Raw genomic sequence first — 21534 nt, forward strand, 5'->3', positions numbered from 1 at the left:
GCCCGTCAAGCTGCCATTAAGGAGAGCCGTTATGCCCTGGTATGCCTGGTTGATTCTGGTCGTTGCGATCGGCTCGATTGTCGGCGGATTGATGATGTTGCGCGACACCGCCAACAAGGTCGAACTGACCGATGAAGAACGCAAGCGCGTCGCACAGCGCAATGCCGAAGCGGATGCCAAGGATGCACAAGACCGCTGATACGAGCCCCGCCGCAATGGCGGGGTTGGTTTTTTCAGCACAATCGGACGTACCCGCAGGCTGTTTAGATTTTAGAAGTACAGTCACCATTTAATCTTCCGTGGTTAAGATGGCAGCATCGTCGCGGAGAGCTCCACATGCGTTACTCGCCAGATCACAAAGCCCAGACCCATCAACGCATCATCAAGGAAGCTTCCGCGCGATTTCGCAAGGACGGTATCGGCGCCACCGGCCTGCAGCCTTTGATGAAAGCCCTGGGCTTGACCCATGGCGGTTTCTACTCGCACTTCAAATCCAAGGAAGAACTGGTCGAAAAAGCCCTGCAAGAGGCCGGCGAGCAAGTCGCGGGCCTGTGCGAAGAAATCTTCGCGCAGGAAAATCCGCTGCAAGTCTTTATCGACACCTACCTGTCAGAGTGGCATCAGACCTCGCCCCACGAAGGCTGCCCGCTGCTGACCATTTCCTCGGAACTGGGCCTGCGCGGCCAGCCAAGCCCCACCAGTGACGAAGTCCTCAATGCTCGCCTCGAACAAATTCAAGGCACGCTAGAAGGCCAGAACATCGCCGATCGCAGCATTGTCATCATGGCCACCCTGGCTGGCGCACTGCTGCTGTCACGCAGCGTCGCGGATGCTGACTTCGCCCAGCGCATCCTCGACGTCACCCGCGAACATCTCAAGCAATCGAGCGATTAACCCTCCCAGCGCTTGAACAACACGCTCGCATTGACCCCGCCAAAACCGAAGCCGTTGGACAAGGCATATTCAATCGCCATTGATCGCGCTTCGCCATGAACAATGTCCACCCCTTCGCTCGCCGGATCGGGGTTTTCGAAATTGAGCGTCGGCGGTACTACCTGATCACGAATCGCCAGCAGCGTGAAAATCGCCTCCAGCCCACCCGCCGCGCCGAGCAAATGACCGGTAGCGGATTTGGTCGAAGTCACGGCGATCTTGTTCTGCGTGCCAAACAACGCCTTGATCGCCGCCAACTCGCCCAGGTCACCGACCGGCGTCGACGTCGCATGTGCGTTGAGATGCTGCACCTGCTCCGGCGTTACACCGCCCTGAGCCAGTGCCAATTGCATCGCCCGCCGCGCGCCGCTGCCGTCTTCCGGCCCGGCGGTCAGGTGATAGGCGTCGGCGGTGGTGCCGTAACCGACCAGTTCGGCCAGCGGCGTCGCACCCCGTGCGAGCGCATGCTCAAGCGATTCGATAACCAGCAGGCCGGCACCCTCACCCATCACGAAACCGTCGCGCCCACTGTCGAAAGGACGCGAGGCTTTCTCAGGGGTGTCGTTATAACCGCTGGACAGCGCCCGCGCCGCTGCGAAACCGGCCAGACTGACACGATCAATCGAAGCTTCCGCACCGCCACATACGGCAATGTCCGCCTCACCCGCTCGGATCAACCGCGCCGCATCACCGATCGCCTGAACCCCGGCGGCACATGCGGTAACCGGCGCACCAAGCGGCCCTTTGAGGCCATGCTGGATCGACACATGACCCGCCGCGAGATTGACCAGAAACGATGGAATGGTGAACGGCGACAAACGCCGGGGGCCACGGCTGTCGGTGGTACGCACCGCATCGGCAATCGCACCGAAACCACCGACACCCGAGCCGATGATTGTTGCGGTACGCTCTTGGCTTTCGGCGTCGGCTGGATGCCAGCCGGCCTGCTCCAGCGCCTGCCGCGCCGCTTCCATGGCAAACATGATGAAGCGATCCATCTTCTTCTGTTCCTTGGGCGGCGTCGCACGATCCGGATCAAACCCGGCCTCGGCATCCTCCTCCACCGTCGGCACACTGCCGCCGACCCGGGTCGGCAGATCAGCCACGACTGCATCGGGCAAGTTGCGCAACCCGGAACGACCGGCCAGCAAACGCTGCCAGACGATTTCAACATCACTGCCCAAGGGTGAAACCAGGCCCATGCCCGTGACGACGACTCGACGTTGGTTCATACCGTGGTTACCCCTTATCAATTCAAAATTCGACGTGCACCGGTGCGCTGCGATTCGGCTGCCGAATCAGTCCCGAGCGAAATTATTATAGGCATAATCCAGGCGCAATATGATACCCGTAATTTTCAGCGCTTAGGCATCTACCCGATAGGCACCCAATAAAAAGGCCGGTCAAAGACCGGCCTCTCGGCGTTGAACTGTCAGCTTAGTTCACTTCCAGCTTGTCACGGTTGCGATCCAGAATCGCCTTGCCAATCCCCTTGACTTCCAGCAACTCATCCACCGAAGCGAACGGCCCGTTTGTATCCCGATACGCAACAATCGCCTGTGCCTTGGCCTCACCCACACCCGCCAACTCCTTCTGCAACGTTGCCGCATCCGCGCCGTTGAGATTGACCTTTGCGCTTGCCGAGGGCGCAGCCGCATCCATCAGCAAAGGCGCCTTTGTCGTCTCGGTGGGCGCTACAGGCGCAGCAATTGCAGCAATCGAGGCGCTGGTGAGGAAAGCAAAGATCAGCGAGTAGAAATAACCGGTACGCATAAGTGACGCTCCATCATCGTTTTAGAAAGCAGCTTTTCCCAAGCTGCTATCCAAACGTAGGTCATGATGGAGCGAAGTAAAAAATACGAGCGTTACAGGATGTGAAACAATCAGGGCTCGAGGCGGCGTTGCTGGTGGATCCAGTCGACGATCTCGCCGTCGGGGGTGTAGCCGGAAACGGTTTCGCGCAGGAGTTGGCGGACGCGGGTGTAGTCATCCTTTTCAACGGCAGCAAGCAGTTCGCCAAGCCTGCTTTTCAGCAACTCCCAAGACAGATGATCTTCGTTCGCCGTCATGATCATTGGATGCGGTGTCGCTTCAACATTGTCACCGATCAACAGCTCCTCGTAGAGTTTTTCACCAGGACGCAGCCCAGTGAACTCTATTGAAATATCGCCTTGGGGATTACGCTCCGAGCGGATGCTCAAACCAGACAGATGGATCATCTTCTCTGCGAGTTCAACGATCCTGACAGGTTCACCCATGTCCAGAACGAACACGTCCCCCCGCCCCATGGACCCCGCTTGAATGACCAGCTGCGCAGCTTCAGGGATGGTCATAAAGTATCGAGTGATTTTGGGATGCGTAACTGTAAGCGGGCCGCCTGACTTGATTTGACTGTGGAACAAGGGAATAACCGAACCAGAAGATCCGAGCACATTACCGAAACGAACCATTGTGAAGCGGGTCTTGTTGACTCTGGACACATTGCTCTTATCGCCAAACATCACAGGTGCGACTTCATGGCTGAGAGCCTGCAAGACCATTTCCGCCAACCGCTTGGTTCCGCCCATTACATTTGTCGGGCGAACGGCCTTGTCGGTGGAAATTAGGACAAAGTTCGATACTCCGGATTGTAGCGCGGCCTGAGCCGTATTGAGTGTCCCTATGACATTATTCAGAACACCCTCTGCAATGTTGTGCTCGACCATTGGAACGTGCTTATACGCCGCCGCATGGTAAACAGTGTCAACCTTCCAGGTTTTCATTACATCGAGCAGTTTGTCCTGATGGCGAATGGAACCAAGAATTGGCAACAGGCGTACGGCTATCGACTCTCTGCAGGAGCGTTGCTCAAGCTCGGAGAGGATCATGTAGAGATTGAATTCGCCATGATCAAAAAGTATCAAAGTCGTGGGTCGCAGCGAGAAGATCTGTCTGCAGAGTTCAGAACCGATCGATCCTCCGGCGCCCGTGACCATTACGACCCTGCCTTTGATGCATCGCTCCAACAGATCAGGTTGGGCGGGAACGGAATCGCGTCCCAGCAAATCGGCAATATCCACTTCCTGAATGTCTTCGACTTTCACCCGACCACTGGCAAGATCGGTGAAATTGGGAACGCTGCGAACGTGCAAGGGAAATCCCTCAAGCAAGTTCAGGATTTCTCTTCGCCGCGCGCGCGTGGAGGACGGCAGCGCAAGAAGAATTTCCTCTGCCCCCGTCACATCTATCATCTGTTGAATATGTTTCGGCTTATAGACCTGAAGCCCGGAGATTGATCGGTCAGCTATGCTCGCGTCATCATCGATAAACGCAACAGGACGCATCACGCGGCCCATGCGAAGCGCTGCGACCAACTGGTTTCCGGCGACGCCCGCCCCGTAAATCGCTACCTTGATCAGACCATCTTCACGATTCGTAAATGGCACATGCTGAGCAGCGGTGAACCAGTCCCCCATGAAATATTGCCGCATGCACAATCTCAAACCGCCGATGATTACGAGGCTTAACCACCAATAATTGAAAATGATCGATCGGGGAACGACAGCATCATGATTGCTGTACCAGTAAACCACTACAGCCAGGATAAGAGACGACAGGCTAACCGCTTTGATGATCGCAATAAGTGCGTCGTTTCCAAAATAGCGCATGACCGCACGGTACATCCCGAATCGGATAAACAGCGGGATGGCTACGATCGGCGCGCAGGAGAAAAGCCAGACATGGACGCGCAGAGGATTGTACATATCGTCGATGCCCAGACGGACTATGAATGCAAGCCAAAGCGCGACCCAGACCAGCACAACATCGGTAGCTACCTGAAGCAGGCGCTTCTGACGCCGCGGAAGGCCCAAGAGGAATGTGCGTACTTTGTCCATATATCCTTCATGCGAACTAATGATTGAACTGCATGCTCCAAGCTCCGCGATTGTACTCAACTGCGCCCATGTTGAGCCAGCAAGCAGCTTCGCAGAAATGAAAACCCGACCGCCTCGCTCGGGAGGGTCGTCCAAAATCCGTGAGCCTTCGCTAAGTCAACCCGATAAGATGCGCTCCAGAGACATCGACCATAGCAGCATTCGCGAGAACACTTGTCGCGATTTTCAGCGCTCCATACTCACTTTGAGTGGACACGAAAACACTGCCAACGTTCATCTGCGCAACAGGATCCATTCATGACATCCCCTTCGGAAAATCGAGACCCTGCTCAAACCGGAGCCAACCGCCGTCCATCGCCCGCGCAGCCTTCGGTAGCAATATTATTGTGCACTTTTAACGGAGCAAGATTTCTTGCCGAGCAAATTGATTCCATATTGATACAAACCCATTCCAATTGGGTTATCCATGCGTCAGACGACGGCTCTTGCGACAATACCGTTTGTTTACTTGAAACTTATCGAAAAACCGTGGGGGCAGACCGCCTCAAGATTTATCATGGCCCGCAGCAAGGCTTCGCGAAAAACTTCATTTCATTGATAAAAAACAACTCAATCGAGGCTGACTACTTCGCTTTTAGTGACCAAGATGACATTTGGCACACTACTAAACTTGAGAAAAGCGTAAAGGCGCTACAAAAGAACGAGGATAGCAAGCCCGCTCTTTATTGCGCCAGAGTACGATTGATCGATACGGAGCAACGCTGCGTAGGCCTTTCGCCATTGCGTAAATACGCGCCTGCGTTCGAAAATGCGCTTGTTCAAAGCCTGGCCGGCGCAAATACCATGCTGATCAATCAGTCCGCACGAACGCTGATGGCAGCCGTACCGGATAACTGCCCTGTTGTCGCACATGACTGGCTCGCATACTTATTGGTCACGGCGTCCGCGGGCCAAGTCATATATGACAGCACCCCATCGCTTGATTACCGCCAGCACGAAGGCAATTTGATAGGTAACAGAACCGGCCTGAGTGGAAACTTTCACAGAATCAAACGATTTGCAACCGGCGATTTTAGCATCTGGAGCGATATGAACATTCAAGTACTCGACTGCATGCTTGAATATATGCCATTGCGAAACCGAACCGTGTTCAGCGACTTTAAGGCCTTGAGAACAGCGGGGCTGGTAAAACGCACCAGATTATTTTTTAAAGTGGGACTGTATCGACAGGGACCGCTGGAAAACTGGCTGCTGATCCTCGCGCTCCTGCTGAAAAAAATCTGAAATCATTACTGGAAATCAAAATCATCGACGTGGCCTGCCTTGTCGGCCTCCCACCAAAGCGGATGCCTCGAATTTTGAGCTGTGATAAAGTATTTCCGCCACAGGCGGGGTCAAGCTAGCAGCGAATGACCAGGAATGCTGGGTTTGGGGTGGAGGCCATCGCGCGGCGCGTGTTCCTCTCCACAACGGCCATGGAGCCTCCAATCCTCTGATAAGGCGAGCGTCCCCCTGAGGTTATCTGGTTGGCCTTGGTACCCGTACGCCACATGTTTACCGCCTCAATCGATCAACCCATTTTTGAGTAGCAGATGGATATTAGAATTTTTTGTTTTTATGCGTTGACCGACACGGACAAGCAGACAAGGGAGTGTTTGGCACCATGAAAACTTTTTCCATCAGTCCTCGAGAAATAATAGCTTCCAATTGGCGTAACAGAGGGCTGATTTCAGCTTTGATAAAGCGCGAAATTATCGGACGATACAGAGGCTCAATCATGGGCCTGCTCTGGTCACTGTTCAACCCGATTTTCATGCTGGTCATTTACACATTTGTGTTCAGTGTCGTATTCAAAGCACGCTGGAGCGTAGACAGCGAATCAAAAACCGAATTTGCGTTGATGCTATTTGCAGGTCTTATGACCTTCAACTTGTTCGCAGAATGTTTAAACCGCGCACCCAGCTTGATTTTAAGCAACGTAAACTACGTAAAAAAAGTGGTGTTTCCGCTTGAAATCCTGTCTCTGGTCACTTTCGGCTCAGCGCTTTTTCACTACTTGGTAAGTTTGACAGTATGGTTAGCTGCCTCGCTGATACTATTCGGAAAAATTGAACTTACCACTCTGTGGCTTCCAGTCATTCTGGGACCGCTGGTGATGATTACGCTTGGCCTTGTCTGGTTCTTGTCTTCACTCGGTGTCTATCTACGTGACGTAAGCCAGATCATTGGTGTTTTAACATCCGTACTGATGTTCATGTCACCCATTTTTTATCCAATAACGGCTCTCCCTTTAGAATATCGTTACTTGCTGTCCGCCAACCCACTGACTCCTGCAATAGAAAATGCCCGGGCGGTTCTTTTCCGCGGTCAAATGCCTGACTTCACTGCTTTGGGTATCAGCTACATAATTGGAGCCATCGTATTGTACCTTGGGTTCGTATGGTTTCAAAAAACACGAAAGGGATTTGCCGATGTCCTCTGATTGCGCGATTGTTGTTAGTCAGCTCAACAAAAAATTTCAAATCTACGACAAGCCTCGCGATCGACTTCTGCAGATGCTGTCTTTCGGCAGAAAGCATTATTACCGGGAGTTCCCGGCAGTAAAAGATGTTTCGTTTACCATCGAGAAAGGACAAACCGTAGGTATCGTCGGCCGAAACGGAAGTGGTAAATCAACTCTACTGCAGTTGATTTGTGGAACACTGAATCCTTCTTCGGGAAATATAACGACGTACGGCCGGGTTGCAGCTCTCCTTGAACTCGGCTCGGGATTCAACCCAGAGTTCAGCGGGCGTGAAAACGTATTCATGAACGCCGCGGTTCTCGGGCTCACCCGAGAAGAAACCAGCGCTCGATTCGAAGAAATCGAACGCTTTGCCGAGATCGGCGACTTCATCGACCAACCGGTAAAAACCTACTCAAGCGGCATGATGGTTCGCTTGGCGTTTGCCGTTGCGATCAATGTCGATCCGCAGATACTGATTGTCGACGAAGCGCTGTCTGTTGGCGATGAACGCTTTCAACGCAAGTGCTTCGCCAGAATCGAAGCTATCAAGTCGACCGGTGCAACAATTCTCTTCGTATCTCACTCAGGGAATACAGTCATCGAGTTGTGTGACCGGGCGATTTTGCTGGATGGCGGAGAGAAGCTCGCTGAGGGCCCACCCAAATTCATCGTTGGCCAATATCAGAAACTGCTTTATGCTCCCAACGAAAAAGTCAGCGCGCTGCGCGAGGAAATCAAGAACTCTGCTCCGGAAGGACCACCGACCGGCGCTGAGTGGACGTTTGCAGAAGACACGTCTGACTTTACTCAGGACAGCGAAGACTACGATCTTGACGAATTCTTCGATCCAAATCTGCTTTCCAAAAGCACATTGTCCTATGAATCACATGGCGCGTTGATCTCTAGGGCACAAATCTTCAATGACGCCGGCGATCAGGTAAATTGCCTAAAACGCGGCCGTATTTATCATTATAGATATACCGTTGAGTTCGAACTTGCCGCATCTGCTGTGCGCTTCGGAATGATGATCAAATCGCTTGGCGGTGTCGAACTGGGTGGCAGCACCAGCGCCTCCAGACTCCAGGACGCGCTCACTTCCGTGTCCGGCAATTCAAAGATACAAGTCGAATTCAAATTTCACTGCAACCTGAACCCTGGAACCTATTTCATGAACGCGGGTGTAGTCGGCCTGATCGAGGAAGGCGAAACGTACCTTCACCGTTTAATCGACGCCTGCATGTTCCGGGTATTACCTGTAATGGAAAATATCGCGACAGGCCCGGTTAGTTTTAAATGCGAAGCAACTTATAAAGAATTGGCGTAAGAACATGATGAACACACCGCTCTCTTCCAAAAAAATAATTGTCGTATTGGGAATGCACCGCTGTGGCACGAGCGTAATCACTCGTGCGCTCAGTACGCTGGGGGTCGATCTTGGCGATCATCTGATGCCTGCTTCCGGGGGAAATAATGAAAAAGGGTTCTGGGAGGACGTTGATTTCAATGAACTGAACGTCAGCCTGCTCGAGGCGCTTGGTCACGACTGGCACTCCCTGGCACCTGTAAGCCCCGAAGAATGGCTGAATCCCGTTCTAGATCAGTTCAGGGCACAAGCGAAACAGATCATCGCAAACAAATTCCAAGCTACCGACTGCTTCGGCGTCAAGGATCCGCGCATGGCGCGGACAATGCCTTTCTGGATCAATATTTTTGAACAGATCGGGCTGGAAGCTTCCTACGTAATTGCTTATCGAAACCCTGGAAACGCTGCCCGCTCGCTCGCCGCCCGTGATGGCTTCGAACTTGAGAAAGGTTATTTTCTGTGGCAGGAACACATGCTCTTGAGTCTGAAATACAGTGAAGACGCGCCGAGGGTGGTTGTCGATTACGATTTGATGCTCAAGAACCCTGCCAGTCAGATCAAACGTATTGCGAGCAAATTGGGCTTGAGCTACGACGAAAGCAACCCTGCCCTCAAAGAGTTTCTTGAGCATTTCCTCGAAACAAATCTACGCCACCACAAAGTTGGATTGGACGACTTGAATGATGATAAATCGGCTACCGCAAGTTTAGTTCGCCTAAGTCATTTGATCGCTTCGCTGGCGAGTGAACAAATTGCCGATGACACCAAAGTCAACGAAACAATAAACGCATTATTTATTGACTTATTCGAAAGTTATCCAGCATACAAATTGATGAGCATACTGGATCAACGATCAACGAAGCTTTTGAAAGCTCACTGGGAAAAGGATTTGCACATCAATCAGCAAATGGAAGAGCGTGCGAGCCTCGTGGAGACAATCAGTGCTCTTAAAAATCAAGCTAAAAGCGCAAATAGCCTGAATGAAATACAACAGTCCAGAATTACAGAGCTAGAAGCTCGAGTGTCTGCCGAATTGCAGCAGCAACATGAGCTTCGCCTGCTTCTTGACGATCATGCATCACAAGTCAATACATTGTTGCGAACTACACAGCAATTCTCTTCCGGTAAATTCCTGCTTAGAGCCCTCGCCCGCTTGATTGCCAAGCGCGTGCTTGCGCTCAAGACTGTCAGCGAAGAAAAAATCCGCGCCCGAATCGTCAAGCTGGGATTGCTGGACGAAGAATTCTATCTGAATACATACAAGGACATTCAAAGCGCAAAACTCGACGCTATGGATCACTATCTGAACCATGGTTGGCAAGAAGGAAGAGACCCATCGCCCCACTTTTCCACCAGTTACTATCTCGAGGCCTATGAGGATGTGCAACGCACCGGCATCAATCCTCTCGTGCACTATGTACGACATGGCCATAAAGAAGGCCGATCGATTTTTGATATCAGTGGACACCGATACAAACTCGAACGTACCAGTCCCCGGAAGAGCAAATACGTTACTCTGGCAAGATTGCTGTTAAACGAACCAGCGTTGCTTGGCCGTTTTCTTGACGAAGCTAAACGCTCTGGCGTGCGCCAGGCGATCGCGCTGAGCAAGAGCCGCATTCAGCGAGAATCTCGTCAGCCGGCAACGATTACGCAAAAACATGATACCGCCTCTCTCATGGAGTATGGAGTCTATAAGGTTGTACCGTTCAACCTTAATCCGTATCTCCAGGACATGCCTGTGATGGTCGGCAGGAAAGTTGCCGTACACCTGCATTTCTTTTATGAAGACATGGGTGAAATTTGCGCGAAATATCTTAAAAACTTACCGGTGGAATTCGACCTTTTTGTCTCCGTTCAACCCGGCACAGACTTGGAACGCGTTAAAAGTTTCTTCATCGGCCAGCTGCCCCTCACACGCGGTGTCTTCGTTGAACAGAGTCAAAACCGTGGAAGAGATATTGCGCCGCTTATCTGCTTGTTCGGCAGCAGGCTTGCAACTTACGATTATGTGGGCCACTTCCATACCAAGAAGAGCCCTCATCGTGAAGATCTGAATGAATGGTTTGACGCCCTCATGACGACCTTGTGCGGAGAACCGAAACAGATTGCGCAGATTTTCAAATTGCTTGAAGGTGATGCAAAAGTCGTATATGCCGCTGGTAATCAAGTGGTGCCTGGTGACGATGGATGGAGCGAAAACAAGGACATCGCTAAGGAAATCCTCGAAAAGTATACGGACCATGATATTGCGAACTTTCCATCAGTCGAATTCCCACAAGGCACCATGTTCTGGGCGAAGACAGAGAGTATTCGAGACTACCTCCTCCTTCCTTTGAACTATGAGGATTTCCCGGCCGAGCCAATTTTGCCTGACGCGACGCTAGCCCATGCGCTTGAGCGTCTATTACTGATCTTCACTACAAATGTTGCTGGTCGAAACTATCGGATTGAATCTCCTAGCTTGTCGACTGTGCCTCTGACGTACTACGAGGAGCAGAAGGATTACTCGGCTTCAGTCGTCCACGACACGATCAAAGTGCTTGCTTACTACCTGCCTCAATTCAGCCCGAATCCGGAAAATGATGAATGGCACGGTAAAGGCTTCACAGAGTGGCACAAGGTTCGTTCAGCCAACCCTCTGTTTCAAGGTCACTACCAACAACACGTTCCGCACGCGGATATCGGCTATTACAGCCTGGAAAGCCACCACCATATGGCTGTTCAGGCCGCGCAGATGGAAAAGGCCGGCGTCCATGGGATGATTTTTTATCATTACTGGTTTTCAGGTAAGTTGATCCTGGAAAAACCTGCGCAAATGTTGCTCGACCACCCGGAAATTCACATGCCGTTCAGTTTTTGCTGGGCGAATGAAAACTGGACTCGGCGCTGGGATGGCAATGAACAGGAAATATTGCTCGGACAAGTCTATTCCAAGGAAGATGCTCTGGGCTTTATCAGATATCTGATTCCTTTCTTCAAGGATGAGCGATACATCAAAGTCGACGGTCGACCGCTACTCTTTGTTTATCGCCCGTCTTCGATGGAATATGTAGAAGACTATATCAATATTTGGGCTGAGGAATGTGCGGCCAACGGAATCAGCGCTCCATATGTCGTAGCAACGCTAACCCGTGGAGCTACCGCTCCGCAGGATTATGGAATGGATGCAGCTGTCGAGCGGGTACTTCAAGACTGGACGGGAGGTGCAGTTCCCGATATCAATCACGAGAAACGACCTTACTGGCCAATTAACGGAAGCATCCTCGATTACAGTTCCGTCGCAGATCATTATCAAGAAAAAGAGCTGAGCAATGACTACACCCTGTTCCGCTCATTGGTTCCGACCTGGGACAACACAGCACGTTATGGCACCGAGGCTTATGCTCTGGATGGTTTCACAACTTCGAAATTCCAGAATTGGCTGGAACATTTGATTGACTATTCCGAAAAGAGCCTTCCGGAAGATCGGCGCTTCGTTGTGATCAACGCCTGGAACGAGTGGGCAGAAGGGGCACACCTGGAGCCCGACACCCGCTTTGGCTACGGTTATTTGAACTCGGTAGGCAGAGCTTTAAGCGGCTATAAGTTCGACGACCTAGATCATGTTACGCTCGATAAAGATATCGTTATCAACATATCTATCGGCGCTCATGCCGAAAAACGCATATCTGCCAATCGTGAATTGCGCAACGCATTTTACCAATGCGTAATGAATTCAAGTGTATTCAATAAGTATACGGTGACCGTTTCAAATGAACATTTACTTGACTATCTGGACACGAACGGAATTACCGTTGAAAAGACCAGCCACATCGATTCCGGCCTGACTCTAGAGCTCAATGACATATATTTGTTTCCGGATTATTCCATTGAAAATCTTATCAAGATGTCCAGCCGACATACTGGATACAATATTTGCGCAAGCGTTAAGAACACCCAGGCCTTTGCCGCTGGTGCAAAAAATAACAATGGTGAAATAAGCTTCAGTCAGCGCTCCGGCATGATCTTGAAGTCGGGCCGTCGAAATGCTGGTTACAAAGAATGTGGCATCGCACCGTGCTTTATGCTGAACGTATCGGAACAGTCTGCTGCCAATTCGCCAGAGTCTGTGTCGACAATCATACGTTTCCACAAACAGGGCAATAAAAAGCTGCTTACAAATTGTCTCTTGTCATTAATAACTCAAGATCGATGCCATGTTCGACCTATCCTTGCTATCCAGGATATGACGGCGGAAGAAATTGAGCTCTTGAAAGCGCAATTGGCACGCCTGCCGTGGATGGATACAGCTTTCCCAGAGTTTCAATGCTATAACTCCACTCCCGAGATGCCAGATCTGCGCTCGCTCATGTTGAACGAGTCGTTAAAATCCGTCGAAAGTGGATTTGTCACATTTCTTGATTACGATGATGTGGTCTTTCCTGATGCATACAGAAAAATGGCCGATCGACTTATTGCTACAGGGAAAAATGCAACCTTCGGTCGCGTCTATTCGACGAATGTTCACTCTGACAGCGGTTTGGTTATCTCAAGAGACAGGACTTACACATACGGCCATACTTTTGAAGACTTTCTCGATGTGAATCACGCCCCGATACACAGCTTCATGCTAAATATTGACAAATGCAATACAGCGGCAATTGAATACTTTAGCGACATGAAGTTCATGGAAGATTATTACCTGACATTGCAGCTTTTCACCGAACGGGATACGGATTGGAAATCGCTTGATACAGATATGTTCATCGGCGATTACATCCATCGCATCGATAGCAAGGACAGCAATACCCTCGCAATTAACGACAAGGATGAGCGCCAGTCACTTCTGAACAGTGAGCCGTATCTGCTTTCAGAAGAACGTATCAAGGCAATGCGCTCACGTATTAGACAGTCGCAGTAATACCAAGAAACGCCCTTATACTGGATCTCGAAACAGCATCTGAACGAGAATGCAGAATAGAGGGCGTTTTTTGCTTTATTCAGGCGTCTTTATCGCTCTGCTTCATACTGATATGCTCTCGTTTTCTAGCATTTCGTTTTTTGTGCACGACCAGAGGAAGAGATGAATACTGACCTCGTGTTCCACCCCACCGCCGTCACTCCGTCGGTCAGGGCCGCAGCAAAAGCACAGACGCCCATCGTCATTTGGTTCACAGGTCTCAGTGGTGCTGGCAAGTCAACCATAGCCAATGGACTGGAGCAGGCATTATTAGAAAAGGGCCGTCATACTTTTCTCCTGGATGGCGACAACGTGCGCCTCGGCCTATGCCGCGACCTAGGATTTAGTGACCAAGACAGGGAGGAGAACATTCGCCGCATCGCAGAAGTTTCGAAGCTGTTTCTTGATTCGGGCCTTATCACCATCGCCTCCTTCATCTCTCCTTTCCGCCAAGACAGGAGTATCGCTAGAGACATCATTGGTCGTGATTCTTTCATAGAGGTTTTTATCGACGCACCTTTGCTTGAGTGTGAAAAACGCGATCCCAAAGGTCTGTATAAGAAAGCCCGTGCCGGCTTTATTAAAAATTTCACCGGAATTGACTCCCTTTATGAAGAACCGCTATCACCCGACATCCACATTGACACGTTCAAAAATAACATCGAACAATCAGTACAGATTATTATGGATCACCTAGAGAAACGGGTACTTCGATGAAGACTGTTGTCATTGTTGGTGCCGGATTTAGTGGGGCTGTTTTAGCCGCCCAGCTGCTGAACCAGCACCTCAACGATGTGCGCCTGGTCTTAATAAATCGTTCTGGACCAATGGGTCGTGGCCTGGCTTATGGCACCAATAGTGCAGTACATCTCCTGAATGTTCCTGCCGGCAACATGAGTGCTTACGTTGAACAACCAAGTCATTTTCTGAATTACTGTAAGTCTAAAGGACTAAACGTCACTGACTCTTCATTTGTACCCCGCCAAGTCTATGGAGAGTATCTAAGCGACATTCTAAAACAAGCAGAAAAGAGGAGCGGCGGAGGGATATCTTTTCAGCAAATAAGCGCTGAAGTCCTCGGCATGCGATACCAAGATAATCAATTCGAGATCAGACTGAAAAATGGAAGCCGCCTGCATGCACAACATGCTGTTTTAGCGCTCGGCAACTTCTCTCCCGCGGTCCCCCATGAATTGAATGCACTTCGAGACTCCGGTTACTATATTCAGGATCCGTGGTCAGCTGAACTAGATCAGAAATCACTTGAACCGAATGAATCAGTTCTTTTGATCGGAACCGGGCTGACTGCTCTAGACACAGCCACAAGATTGCTGCAGCAAGGGCACTCGGGTTCAATTTATATGGTTTCGAGGAGAGGGCTACTGCCTTTACCCCATCGGAGAGGCAATCGTCAACCAACGCTGGATTACCCTGTTCAAAAAGAATTATTGCAGAGCCACCCTTCGGTGTTGAATTACTCTCGCATTCTCAGAAGTATAATTAAACGCACAGAATGTGATTGGAGAGATATTATTGCGGCTATACGCCCTATCACCGATAAGCTTTGGTCACGCTTGAACCATTGTGAACGAAGTCGTTTTTTAAGACATTTACAACCTTATTGGGATATCCATCGACATCGGGTCGCCCCCGACTCTTTCGATATATTCAAAGCCTCCTGCGCCAGCCGTCAGATTAAAACTTTTGCCGGACGCATACAGAGCTTTGCAATTACCGACAATCGTCTTTCACTCCTTATAAAACCTCGTAGCACTGAATCGGCAATCGAAATCGAGGTAGGTAGAATTATTAATTGTACCGGACCAAACACCAATCTTGAGCTTGTCAACGAACCACTGATAAATCAACTCATGGAATCCAAGCTAGCACTTCAGGACGAGCAGAAGTTGGGCTTACTCGTCAATGATGATCTCACGCTCGCAAACGAGCTATCAAAAGGTGGCGCTTCTTTAAGCTACATTGGCCCTATGCTGAAGGCGAAATATTGGGAGGCAACTGCGGTTCCAGAACTTCGAAAATATGCTGCCGAGCTCGCTGCGTCTATCGCACAAAGACTAAAAAGTTAACACTTGTCTGGTAGCATACGTCCCGCTCTGAGCCTGAACGCCAAATAACATAAGGGGGAATAGGCAAGGAGTAAACCCAGAAAAGGCTCTAGCCCTTTGGCAACAGCCATTGCTAATGGAAACAACCACAGAACATTAATAGCCAATATATAACCAGTCGTATGTTTATGGCTCTCAAGCTTTATTGCCGCGTGCTGATACGCGTGAGAGCGATGTGCTTGATAAATTTTTTCTCCTCGCAGGAAGCGTTGTAACAGCGTCCAGGTTGCATCCGTGATAAAGACAGCCAAAAGTATAATCCAGCTCCAAAATAACTCCGGCGAGGCTGCAGCACCCAACACGCTCAAGCCTCCAAGGATGATTCCGAGGAAACCGCTGCCGGCATCGCCCATGAAAATCCGCGCGGGTGGAAAGTTCCACCATAAGAAGCCCGCAGTTGAACAAGCGAGAAGCAGTGGCCCCCAAATAAGACTTGGCGTTCCTGCGAACCAATAAATCAGGCACATACCCAAACAAACGCTGATCGCCTCGACACTTGCGAGTCCGTCGATGCCATCCATAAAATTATATAAATTTAACATCCAGACCAAATAACAGAGCGCGAAAATTGTAGTCAATATTCCCGACTGGATCGTAACTCCGAGTAACTGCAGTGATGGAAATCCGCTCATCCAGAACAACAACCATGCTGCAGCACTGAAATGCCCAACCAGCCGCCACTTAGCAGCTATATGCCCATGATCGTCAGCGAATCCCAGGACGGCTACAATCGTACCTGAACCCAGAAGCGCACAGAGCACCTCCAAGCTCATAACACCCATACCACTCAAAAATGTCAGGCCGGATAGAAATGTGAGCACAATAGCGACGCCCCCACCTCGGGGCGTAGGTTTACAATGCGAACTTCGCTCATTTGGAATATCCATCAAACTTTTGGCTAACGCATACTTTCGCAAAAGCAAAGTAAGAGCCCAAGAGGTGAAGCAGCAGACCGGTATCAACCACAAAGCGATCATTTGGTAGTATGTTCCTGATAATACTTGGCTGTGCGGCGAAAAGTTTTATCCATATCCGCTGATGGCACCCATCCCAACAGTTCTTGATTCTTCTCAATATCAATCTGTAGCGATCCCAGCAGTCTGTCCGCGATGCCTCGCCTTCCCAAAAGCTTTGCTATGCATTGGAGAAAATATTGGGGCACAGGTATCAGCCGAGATGGTTTTCCAAGCGAGCACCTAAGCCGATATAACAATTCGGAAGTGGAAAGGTCGACGCCGTCTCCGGCAAGGAATACCTGATTGCTCGCTGAAGGATGATCAATACAAGTGATTATCAAGCTGACAAGATTATCGATCGCTACCAGGCTACGTTTGTTATCAATTCCACCTAAAGGTAACGGCATCCCTGTATCAAGCCACCTTAGCATGCTTTGAAAGTTTGCCTTTACGCCGGGCCCATAAACAAGTGGAGGTCGAATGATGACAACTTCCAAGCCTGTCTCTTGAGCCAACTCTTTCAACGATTCTTCCGCCTCGTATTTGGAGACACCGTAAGCACCAGAAGGATTCGGAAAATCATCAGCCCGAAAGCGCTGCCCAACAGAAGTTTGTTCACCATTTACTTTAATTGAACTGATAAATATGAATCGCTTCACTCCCGATGACACTGCACTCCGAGCCAAACGAAGCGTACCATCTACGTTAACCCTGCGAAATGAATCAAGAGCCTGCGCAGCAATATCGTTCATGACATGAACACGCGCAGCGGTATGTATAACGACATCTATATCAGTCAAATCAGGCAATTGCTGAGGCTGAGTCAAATCAAACTTAACCACTGGACATAACCCCAGTAATCGGGAATTGCCACGCAGTGCTGCAACAGGCTGGAAGGCTTGTTCCACTAATAATTTGAATACCGTCGCCTCGCCGACAAATCCATTCGCACCGGTTACCAGTACTCTCGGCGCGGTCATTTTCGCTTCCCCCCACCGATCAATGCGGTCAACCAACAAATACAGAAGAAAAAGAATTTATCGCGTACTCGCCGACGACACTTCCACGCACTAAAGGATAACTTTAACAGTTCCGCTCTTCGCAAATTAAGCCAACTGCTTACGAACGGATCACTTTCAAGCTTGAGCAACTTGCATATTAGTTGAACCTGTTTAAACCACCAGCCATCATGAATAATCTTGTATCGAACAATAAGCGATCGCAACCCTTTATTCGCACCGATCTGATTATTCTCGTGCTGCCTGTAGCTCATAGACGGCTCCGGATCGATGAACCAGCGGTATCCATTACGTCGAGCGAACGCATAACAATACCAATCGTGCAGCGTGATAGCTTGCAGATATCGCCAGTTAGTCCTGATTGATTGCTTGAAATCCGCGGCGAGTTTTCTGCACATTACATAAGTGCACCCGGGTCCCGCAGCTTCGAAAACATAGTCCCAGCTAACTTGAGGCTGAGCTTTATTTAACAGGTGCTGTTGGCCATCAGGCCAAAATGCTGTTACGTTGCTGGAATAAGCGTCAACCTGACGGATTTGGATAGCGGAGACAGCGCGGATGAGCTTATTTTGAAACCAGATGTCGTCCTGATCTGCAAATGCCACGAAATCATAGGTGTCAAGCGGGACATCCCGTATCAGGCGGAAAAAATTACCTGAAGCGCCGCCGAAACTACCGACCATTGGTAGTAAAACTACCTGCGAATGCTTGGCAGCATAGTTTTCACACCAGGATTCTGTGCCGTCACTGGAAGGATCGATACTGATGAATACGGTTACGTCCACTCCAGCCTGAGACAGGATCGAAGTGATTTGTTCTTCGATCCAAAGCATGCCATTGTACGCAGCTAGTAAAACTGCAACCCTCGGATATTCTGCTGGCATGCCGTCTCTGCTTACACCGTTAAAACATGATCGCTCAACTATCTCGAGCACTGCAGTCAGTGGGAATCAGAGTCCAGAATTTTCTTCAAATACTGACCATACCCTGTTTTCTTCAGCGAATCTGCTTGAGCAGCCACTTGCTCGGCGGTGATCCAGCCATTGTGATAAGCAATTTCCTCAAGGCAAGCGACTTTCAATCCTTGGCGCTGTTCAATCGTATGAACGAAATGACTGGCCTCAAGCAATGAATCGTGTGTCCCTGTATCCAGCCAAGCGAATCCGCGGCCGAGCATTTCTACGTTGAGTGTTTTTTGTTCAAGATAGGCGCGATTGATATCAGTAATTTCCAGCTCGCCGCGCTCGGAAGGCTTGATGCTTTTAGCGATGTCGATCACTTGATTGTCGTAGAAGTAAAGACCGGTCACAGCGTAGTTTGATTTAGGCTTCGATGGTTTTTCTTCAATGCTCAGCGCACGCCCGGTTGCATCGAACTCAACGACACCAAACCTTTCCGGATCGGAGACGTGATAGCCGAAAACAGTTGCACCCGACTTCTGCGAACCTGCAGAGCGCAGATTTTCGGAGAAGTGGTGGCCGTAGAAAATATTGTCACCGAGAATAAGACAGCAAGGGTCATTCCCGATGAACTCTTCACCAATAATGAAAGCCTGCGCCAAACCGTCAGGGCTAGGCTGTACGGCGTAACTCAGTTTTATCCCGTAAGTGCTACCATCCCCCAGAAGTTTGCGAAAGCATGGAAGATCTTCCGGTGTAGAGATGACCATAATCTCACGCATCCCCGCCAACATCAAAACTGACAGTGGATAAAAAATCATTGGCTTGTCATAGATCGGCAGCATTTGCTTGGAAACACCAAGCGTGAGCGGGTGTAAGCGAGTACCCGAGCCACCAGCGAGGATGATGCCTTTACGATTTGTCGTGGTCATTTGTTCAGAACTTCCCTAAGCATTCGGGTTACGCCACTTTGCCAATCCGGCAAGTGTAGAGAAAAATTGTCGCGCAGTTTCTGAGTATTCAAGCGTGAATTCAGAGGGCGGCGCGCAGGTGTAGGATAGTCAGTTGTTTCGATCGGATTGACAGCCGTCACCACTAACGCCTCGCCGTGAACTTTGGCGAATTCGATTACGTGACTGGCATAGCCATGCCAGGACACTTCGCCTGAAGCGGCCAAATGATAAAGTCCTGCAAGCTCTGGACGCTTGATAACTTGCTGAATAGCTAACGCCGTAACGTCAGCAATAAGGTCTGCGCCAGTAGGAGCACCGATCTGATCTGCAATAACGCTCAGTGCTTCGCGGTCCTTCGCCAGCCGCAGCATGGTCTTTGCGAAATTATTGCCGCGTGCACCGTAAACCCAACTGGTGCGGAAAATCAGATGCTTGCAACCCGATGCGACAATTGCCTGTTCGCCGGCGAGCTTGCTGGCTCCGTAATGGTTCACCGGCGCAACAGCATCTGTCTCCTGCCATGGCGTCACGCCCTTACCACTAAAGACGTAATCCGTGGAGTAGTGAACCAGCCATGCGCCGTTCGCCGCGGCTTCTTCCGCCATAACGCCACTCGCAAGGCCGTTAACGCAATCCGCCAACTCGGTTTCCGACTCGGCTTTGTCAACCGCCGTATAAGCAGCAGCGTTGACAATGACATCGGGACTTACCTGACGAATAGTTGCGCGCAAGTACTCGAGATTCGACAGATCACCGCTGAGACCGTCTTCACCATGACGATCAAGAGCGACCAGCTCTCCAAGCGGCGCCAGTGAGCGCTGCAATTCCCAGCCCACCTGACCGTTCTTTCCTAAAAGCAGGATTTTCATGCTTTGCTCGAGCGATCGGCGTAGTTCTGATCAATCCACTGCTGGTAGCTGCCGCTCTTCACGTGCTCTACCCACTCAGTGTTAGTCAGATACCACTCGACAGTCTTACGAATGCCTGTATCGAAGGTTTCCGCGGGGGTCCAACCCAGCTCACGCTGAATCTTGCTCGCATCAATTGCGTAACGCACGTCATGACCAGGACGATCCTGAACATAAGTGATCAGGCTGGCATGCGGACGATGGGCAGAATCAGGACGCAACTCATCGAGCAACGCACACAGGGTATGCACCACTTCGATGTTTTGTTTTTCGTTATGACCGCCGATGTTGTAAGTCTCGCCGATGACACCTTCGGTAACGACTTTGTACAGCGCGCGCGCGTGATCTTCGACATACAGCCAGTCACGAACCTGGTTGCCTTTGCCGTACACCGGCAGCGGTTTGCCTTCGAGAGCGTTGAGAATGATCAGTGGGATCAACTTCTCTGGAAAATGGCATGGGCCGTAGTTGTTCGAGCAGTTGGTCACCAGTGTGGGCAGGCCATAGGTGCGCGCCCAGGCGCGAACAAGGTGATCAGAACTGGCTTTGCTGGCGGAATATGGCGAGCTTGGCTGGTAAGGGGTGGTTTCGGAGAAAAGGTCTTCCGGACCTTCGAGGTCTCCGTAAACTTCGTCAGTCGAAATGTGGTGGAAGCGGAAGTTGGCTTTGCGCGTGTCATCCAGCGCAGCCCAGTAGTGGCGGGCTGCTTCGAGTAGCGTGTAGGTGCCAATGATATTGGTCTGGATGAATTCGGACGGGCCGGAGATCGAGCGGTCGACGTGAGATTCAGCGGCCAGGTGCATGATTGCATCCGGTTGGTGCTCACGCAGGACGCGGTCGATCTGATCACGATCGCAGATATCGACGCGCTCGAAGGCGTAACGCGAATTCTGGCTGACTTCTGCCAGGGACTCCAGATTGCCGGCGTACGTCAGCTTGTCGACGTTAACGACTGCATCGGAAGTGTTGGAGATGATGTGACGGATGACTGCCGAGCCAATGAAGCCGGCACCGCCGGTAACTAGAATTTTCACGCGAAACGATACCCTTGAGC

General features: G+C 50.6%; 17 protein-coding genes. 8 read left to right on the forward strand and 9 right to left on the reverse strand.

What is annotated here, in order from left to right; genetic code table 11:
• Positions 1–31: 31 nt before the first annotated feature.
• Together OC605_RS02295 and OC605_RS02300 are read left to right on the forward strand one after the other, a co-directional pair.
• Positions 32–199 carry a DUF2897 family protein gene (locus OC605_RS02295; RefSeq protein ID WP_016770901.1) on the forward strand — a complete coding sequence of 56 codons (168 nt, stop codon included), beginning with the start codon at positions 32–34 and terminating at the stop codon, positions 197–199.
• Positions 200–336: 137 nt separating this feature from the next.
• On the forward strand, positions 337–894 hold the full coding sequence (locus OC605_RS02300; protein WP_262136200.1) for a TetR/AcrR family transcriptional regulator: 558 nt from the start codon (positions 337–339) through the stop codon (positions 892–894).
• On the opposite strand, the gene fabF is transcribed toward OC605_RS02300, so the two are convergent.
• The 3 genes from fabF to OC605_RS02315 all read right to left on the reverse strand — a co-directional run bounded on the left by fabF (position 891) and on the right by OC605_RS02315 (position 4808).
• The gene (gene fabF / locus OC605_RS02305; protein WP_262136201.1) at positions 891–2165 is read right to left on the reverse strand and encodes a beta-ketoacyl-ACP synthase II; all 1275 of its coding nucleotides are present in this window, start codon (positions 2163–2165) and stop codon (positions 891–893) included. The two genes, OC605_RS02300 and fabF, sit on opposite strands and share 4 nt — an antisense overlap.
• Positions 2166–2370: 205 nt before the next feature.
• On the reverse strand, positions 2371–2706 hold the full coding sequence (locus tag OC605_RS02310) for a ComEA family DNA-binding protein (RefSeq protein ID WP_262136202.1): 336 nt from the start codon (positions 2704–2706) through the stop codon (positions 2371–2373).
• A gap of 110 nt (positions 2707–2816) precedes the next feature.
• On the reverse strand, positions 2817–4808 hold the full coding sequence (locus tag OC605_RS02315; RefSeq protein WP_262136203.1) for a polysaccharide biosynthesis protein: 1992 nt from the start codon (positions 4806–4808) through the stop codon (positions 2817–2819).
• A gap of 297 nt (positions 4809–5105) precedes the next feature.
• On the opposite strand from OC605_RS02315, the gene OC605_RS02320 reads away from it, so the two are divergent.
• From OC605_RS02320 to OC605_RS02345, 6 genes are all read left to right on the forward strand, one after another.
• Positions 5106–6092 (forward strand): glycosyltransferase family 2 protein, encoded by a 987-nt coding sequence (locus OC605_RS02320; protein WP_262136204.1) that lies wholly within the window; start codon positions 5106–5108, stop codon positions 6090–6092.
• A 379-nt stretch (positions 6093–6471) separates the two neighbouring features.
• Complete coding sequence (locus OC605_RS02325) at positions 6472–7290, forward strand: ABC transporter permease (protein WP_262136205.1); 819 nt, start codon at positions 6472–6474, stop codon at positions 7288–7290.
• Positions 7280–8638 (forward strand): ABC transporter ATP-binding protein, encoded by a 1359-nt coding sequence (locus OC605_RS02330; RefSeq protein WP_262136206.1) that lies wholly within the window; start codon positions 7280–7282, stop codon positions 8636–8638. Before OC605_RS02325 ends, OC605_RS02330 begins: the two co-directional genes overlap by 11 nt.
• Positions 8639–8642: 4 nt before the next feature.
• Positions 8643–13580, forward strand: coding sequence for a glycoside hydrolase family 99-like domain-containing protein (locus OC605_RS02335; protein ID WP_262136207.1), 4938 nt, complete (start codon positions 8643–8645; stop codon positions 13578–13580).
• 162 nt (positions 13581–13742) lie between these two features.
• Positions 13743–14336 (forward strand): adenylyl-sulfate kinase, encoded by a 594-nt coding sequence (gene cysC / locus OC605_RS02340; RefSeq protein ID WP_262136208.1) that lies wholly within the window; start codon positions 13743–13745, stop codon positions 14334–14336.
• Positions 14333–15706, forward strand: a complete 1374-nt coding sequence (locus OC605_RS02345; RefSeq protein ID WP_262136209.1) for an FAD/NAD(P)-binding protein — start codon at positions 14333–14335, stop codon at positions 15704–15706. Before cysC ends, OC605_RS02345 begins: the two co-directional genes overlap by 4 nt.
• Here the strand turns inward: OC605_RS02345 and OC605_RS02350 are convergent.
• Genes OC605_RS02350 through rfbB form a run of 6 tightly spaced genes read right to left on the reverse strand, consistent with a single transcriptional unit; the run spans position 15703 to position 21514 of the window.
• On the reverse strand, positions 15703–16722 hold the full coding sequence (locus OC605_RS02350; RefSeq protein ID WP_262136210.1) for an MraY family glycosyltransferase: 1020 nt from the start codon (positions 16720–16722) through the stop codon (positions 15703–15705). The two genes, OC605_RS02345 and OC605_RS02350, sit on opposite strands and share 4 nt — an antisense overlap.
• Entirely contained in the window at positions 16719–17681 is a 963-nt protein-coding gene (locus tag OC605_RS02355; protein WP_262136211.1) for a UDP-glucose 4-epimerase family protein, read from the reverse strand. The genes OC605_RS02350 and OC605_RS02355 overlap by 4 nt, the downstream gene beginning before the upstream one ends.
• A complete protein-coding gene (locus OC605_RS02360; protein WP_262136212.1) occupies positions 17678–18604 on the reverse strand; it encodes a glycosyltransferase in 927 nt (308 codons plus the stop codon). Before OC605_RS02360 ends, OC605_RS02355 begins: the two co-directional genes overlap by 4 nt.
• 56 nt (positions 18605–18660) lie before the next feature.
• Entirely contained in the window at positions 18661–19551 is an 891-nt protein-coding gene (gene rfbA, locus OC605_RS02365) for a glucose-1-phosphate thymidylyltransferase RfbA (RefSeq protein ID WP_262136213.1), read from the reverse strand.
• Positions 19548–20441: a dTDP-4-dehydrorhamnose reductase gene (gene rfbD / locus OC605_RS02370; RefSeq protein ID WP_262136214.1), complete on the reverse strand. Its 894-nt coding sequence runs from the start codon at positions 20439–20441 to the stop codon at positions 19548–19550. The genes rfbA and rfbD overlap by 4 nt, the downstream gene beginning before the upstream one ends.
• Positions 20438–21514, reverse strand: a complete 1077-nt coding sequence (rfbB, locus tag OC605_RS02375) for a dTDP-glucose 4,6-dehydratase (protein WP_262136215.1) — start codon at positions 21512–21514, stop codon at positions 20438–20440. The genes rfbD and rfbB overlap by 4 nt, the downstream gene beginning before the upstream one ends.
• Positions 21515–21534: the final 20 nt, after the last annotated feature.

It is taken from the genome of Pseudomonas sp. Marseille-Q5117 (assembly GCF_946901175.1).
GTDB classification, from domain to species: Bacteria; Pseudomonadota; Gammaproteobacteria; order Pseudomonadales; family Pseudomonadaceae; genus Aquipseudomonas; species Aquipseudomonas iranensis.

Excerpts from the sequence above, each read along its gene's own strand:
- OC605_RS02295 (WP_016770901.1), top strand. The coding sequence starts at position 32 with ATGCCCTGGTATGCCTGGTTGATTCTGGTCGTTGCGATCGGCTCGATT.
- OC605_RS02300 (WP_262136200.1), top strand. The coding sequence starts at position 337 with ATGCGTTACTCGCCAGATCACAAAGCCCAGACCCATCAACGCATCATC.
- fabF (WP_262136201.1), bottom strand. The coding sequence starts at position 2,165 with ATGAACCAACGTCGAGTCGTCGTCACGGGCATGGGCCTGGTTTCACCC.
- OC605_RS02310 (WP_262136202.1), bottom strand. The coding sequence starts at position 2,706 with ATGCGTACCGGTTATTTCTACTCGCTGATCTTTGCTTTCCTCACCAGC.
- OC605_RS02315 (WP_262136203.1), bottom strand. The coding sequence starts at position 4,808 with ATGGACAAAGTACGCACATTCCTCTTGGGCCTTCCGCGGCGTCAGAAG.
- OC605_RS02320 (WP_262136204.1), top strand. The coding sequence starts at position 5,106 with ATGACATCCCCTTCGGAAAATCGAGACCCTGCTCAAACCGGAGCCAAC.
- OC605_RS02325 (WP_262136205.1), top strand. The coding sequence starts at position 6,472 with ATGAAAACTTTTTCCATCAGTCCTCGAGAAATAATAGCTTCCAATTGG.
- OC605_RS02330 (WP_262136206.1), top strand. The coding sequence starts at position 7,280 with ATGTCCTCTGATTGCGCGATTGTTGTTAGTCAGCTCAACAAAAAATTT.
- OC605_RS02335 (WP_262136207.1), top strand. The coding sequence starts at position 8,643 with ATGATGAACACACCGCTCTCTTCCAAAAAAATAATTGTCGTATTGGGA.
- cysC (WP_262136208.1), top strand. The coding sequence starts at position 13,743 with ATGAATACTGACCTCGTGTTCCACCCCACCGCCGTCACTCCGTCGGTC.
- OC605_RS02345 (WP_262136209.1), top strand. The coding sequence starts at position 14,333 with ATGAAGACTGTTGTCATTGTTGGTGCCGGATTTAGTGGGGCTGTTTTA.
- OC605_RS02350 (WP_262136210.1), bottom strand. The coding sequence starts at position 16,722 with ATGATCGCTTTGTGGTTGATACCGGTCTGCTGCTTCACCTCTTGGGCT.
- OC605_RS02355 (WP_262136211.1), bottom strand. The coding sequence starts at position 17,681 with ATGACCGCGCCGAGAGTACTGGTAACCGGTGCGAATGGATTTGTCGGC.
- OC605_RS02360 (WP_262136212.1), bottom strand. The coding sequence starts at position 18,604 with ATGCCAGCAGAATATCCGAGGGTTGCAGTTTTACTAGCTGCGTACAAT.
- rfbA (WP_262136213.1), bottom strand. The coding sequence starts at position 19,551 with ATGACCACGACAAATCGTAAAGGCATCATCCTCGCTGGTGGCTCGGGT.
- rfbD (WP_262136214.1), bottom strand. The coding sequence starts at position 20,441 with ATGAAAATCCTGCTTTTAGGAAAGAACGGTCAGGTGGGCTGGGAATTG.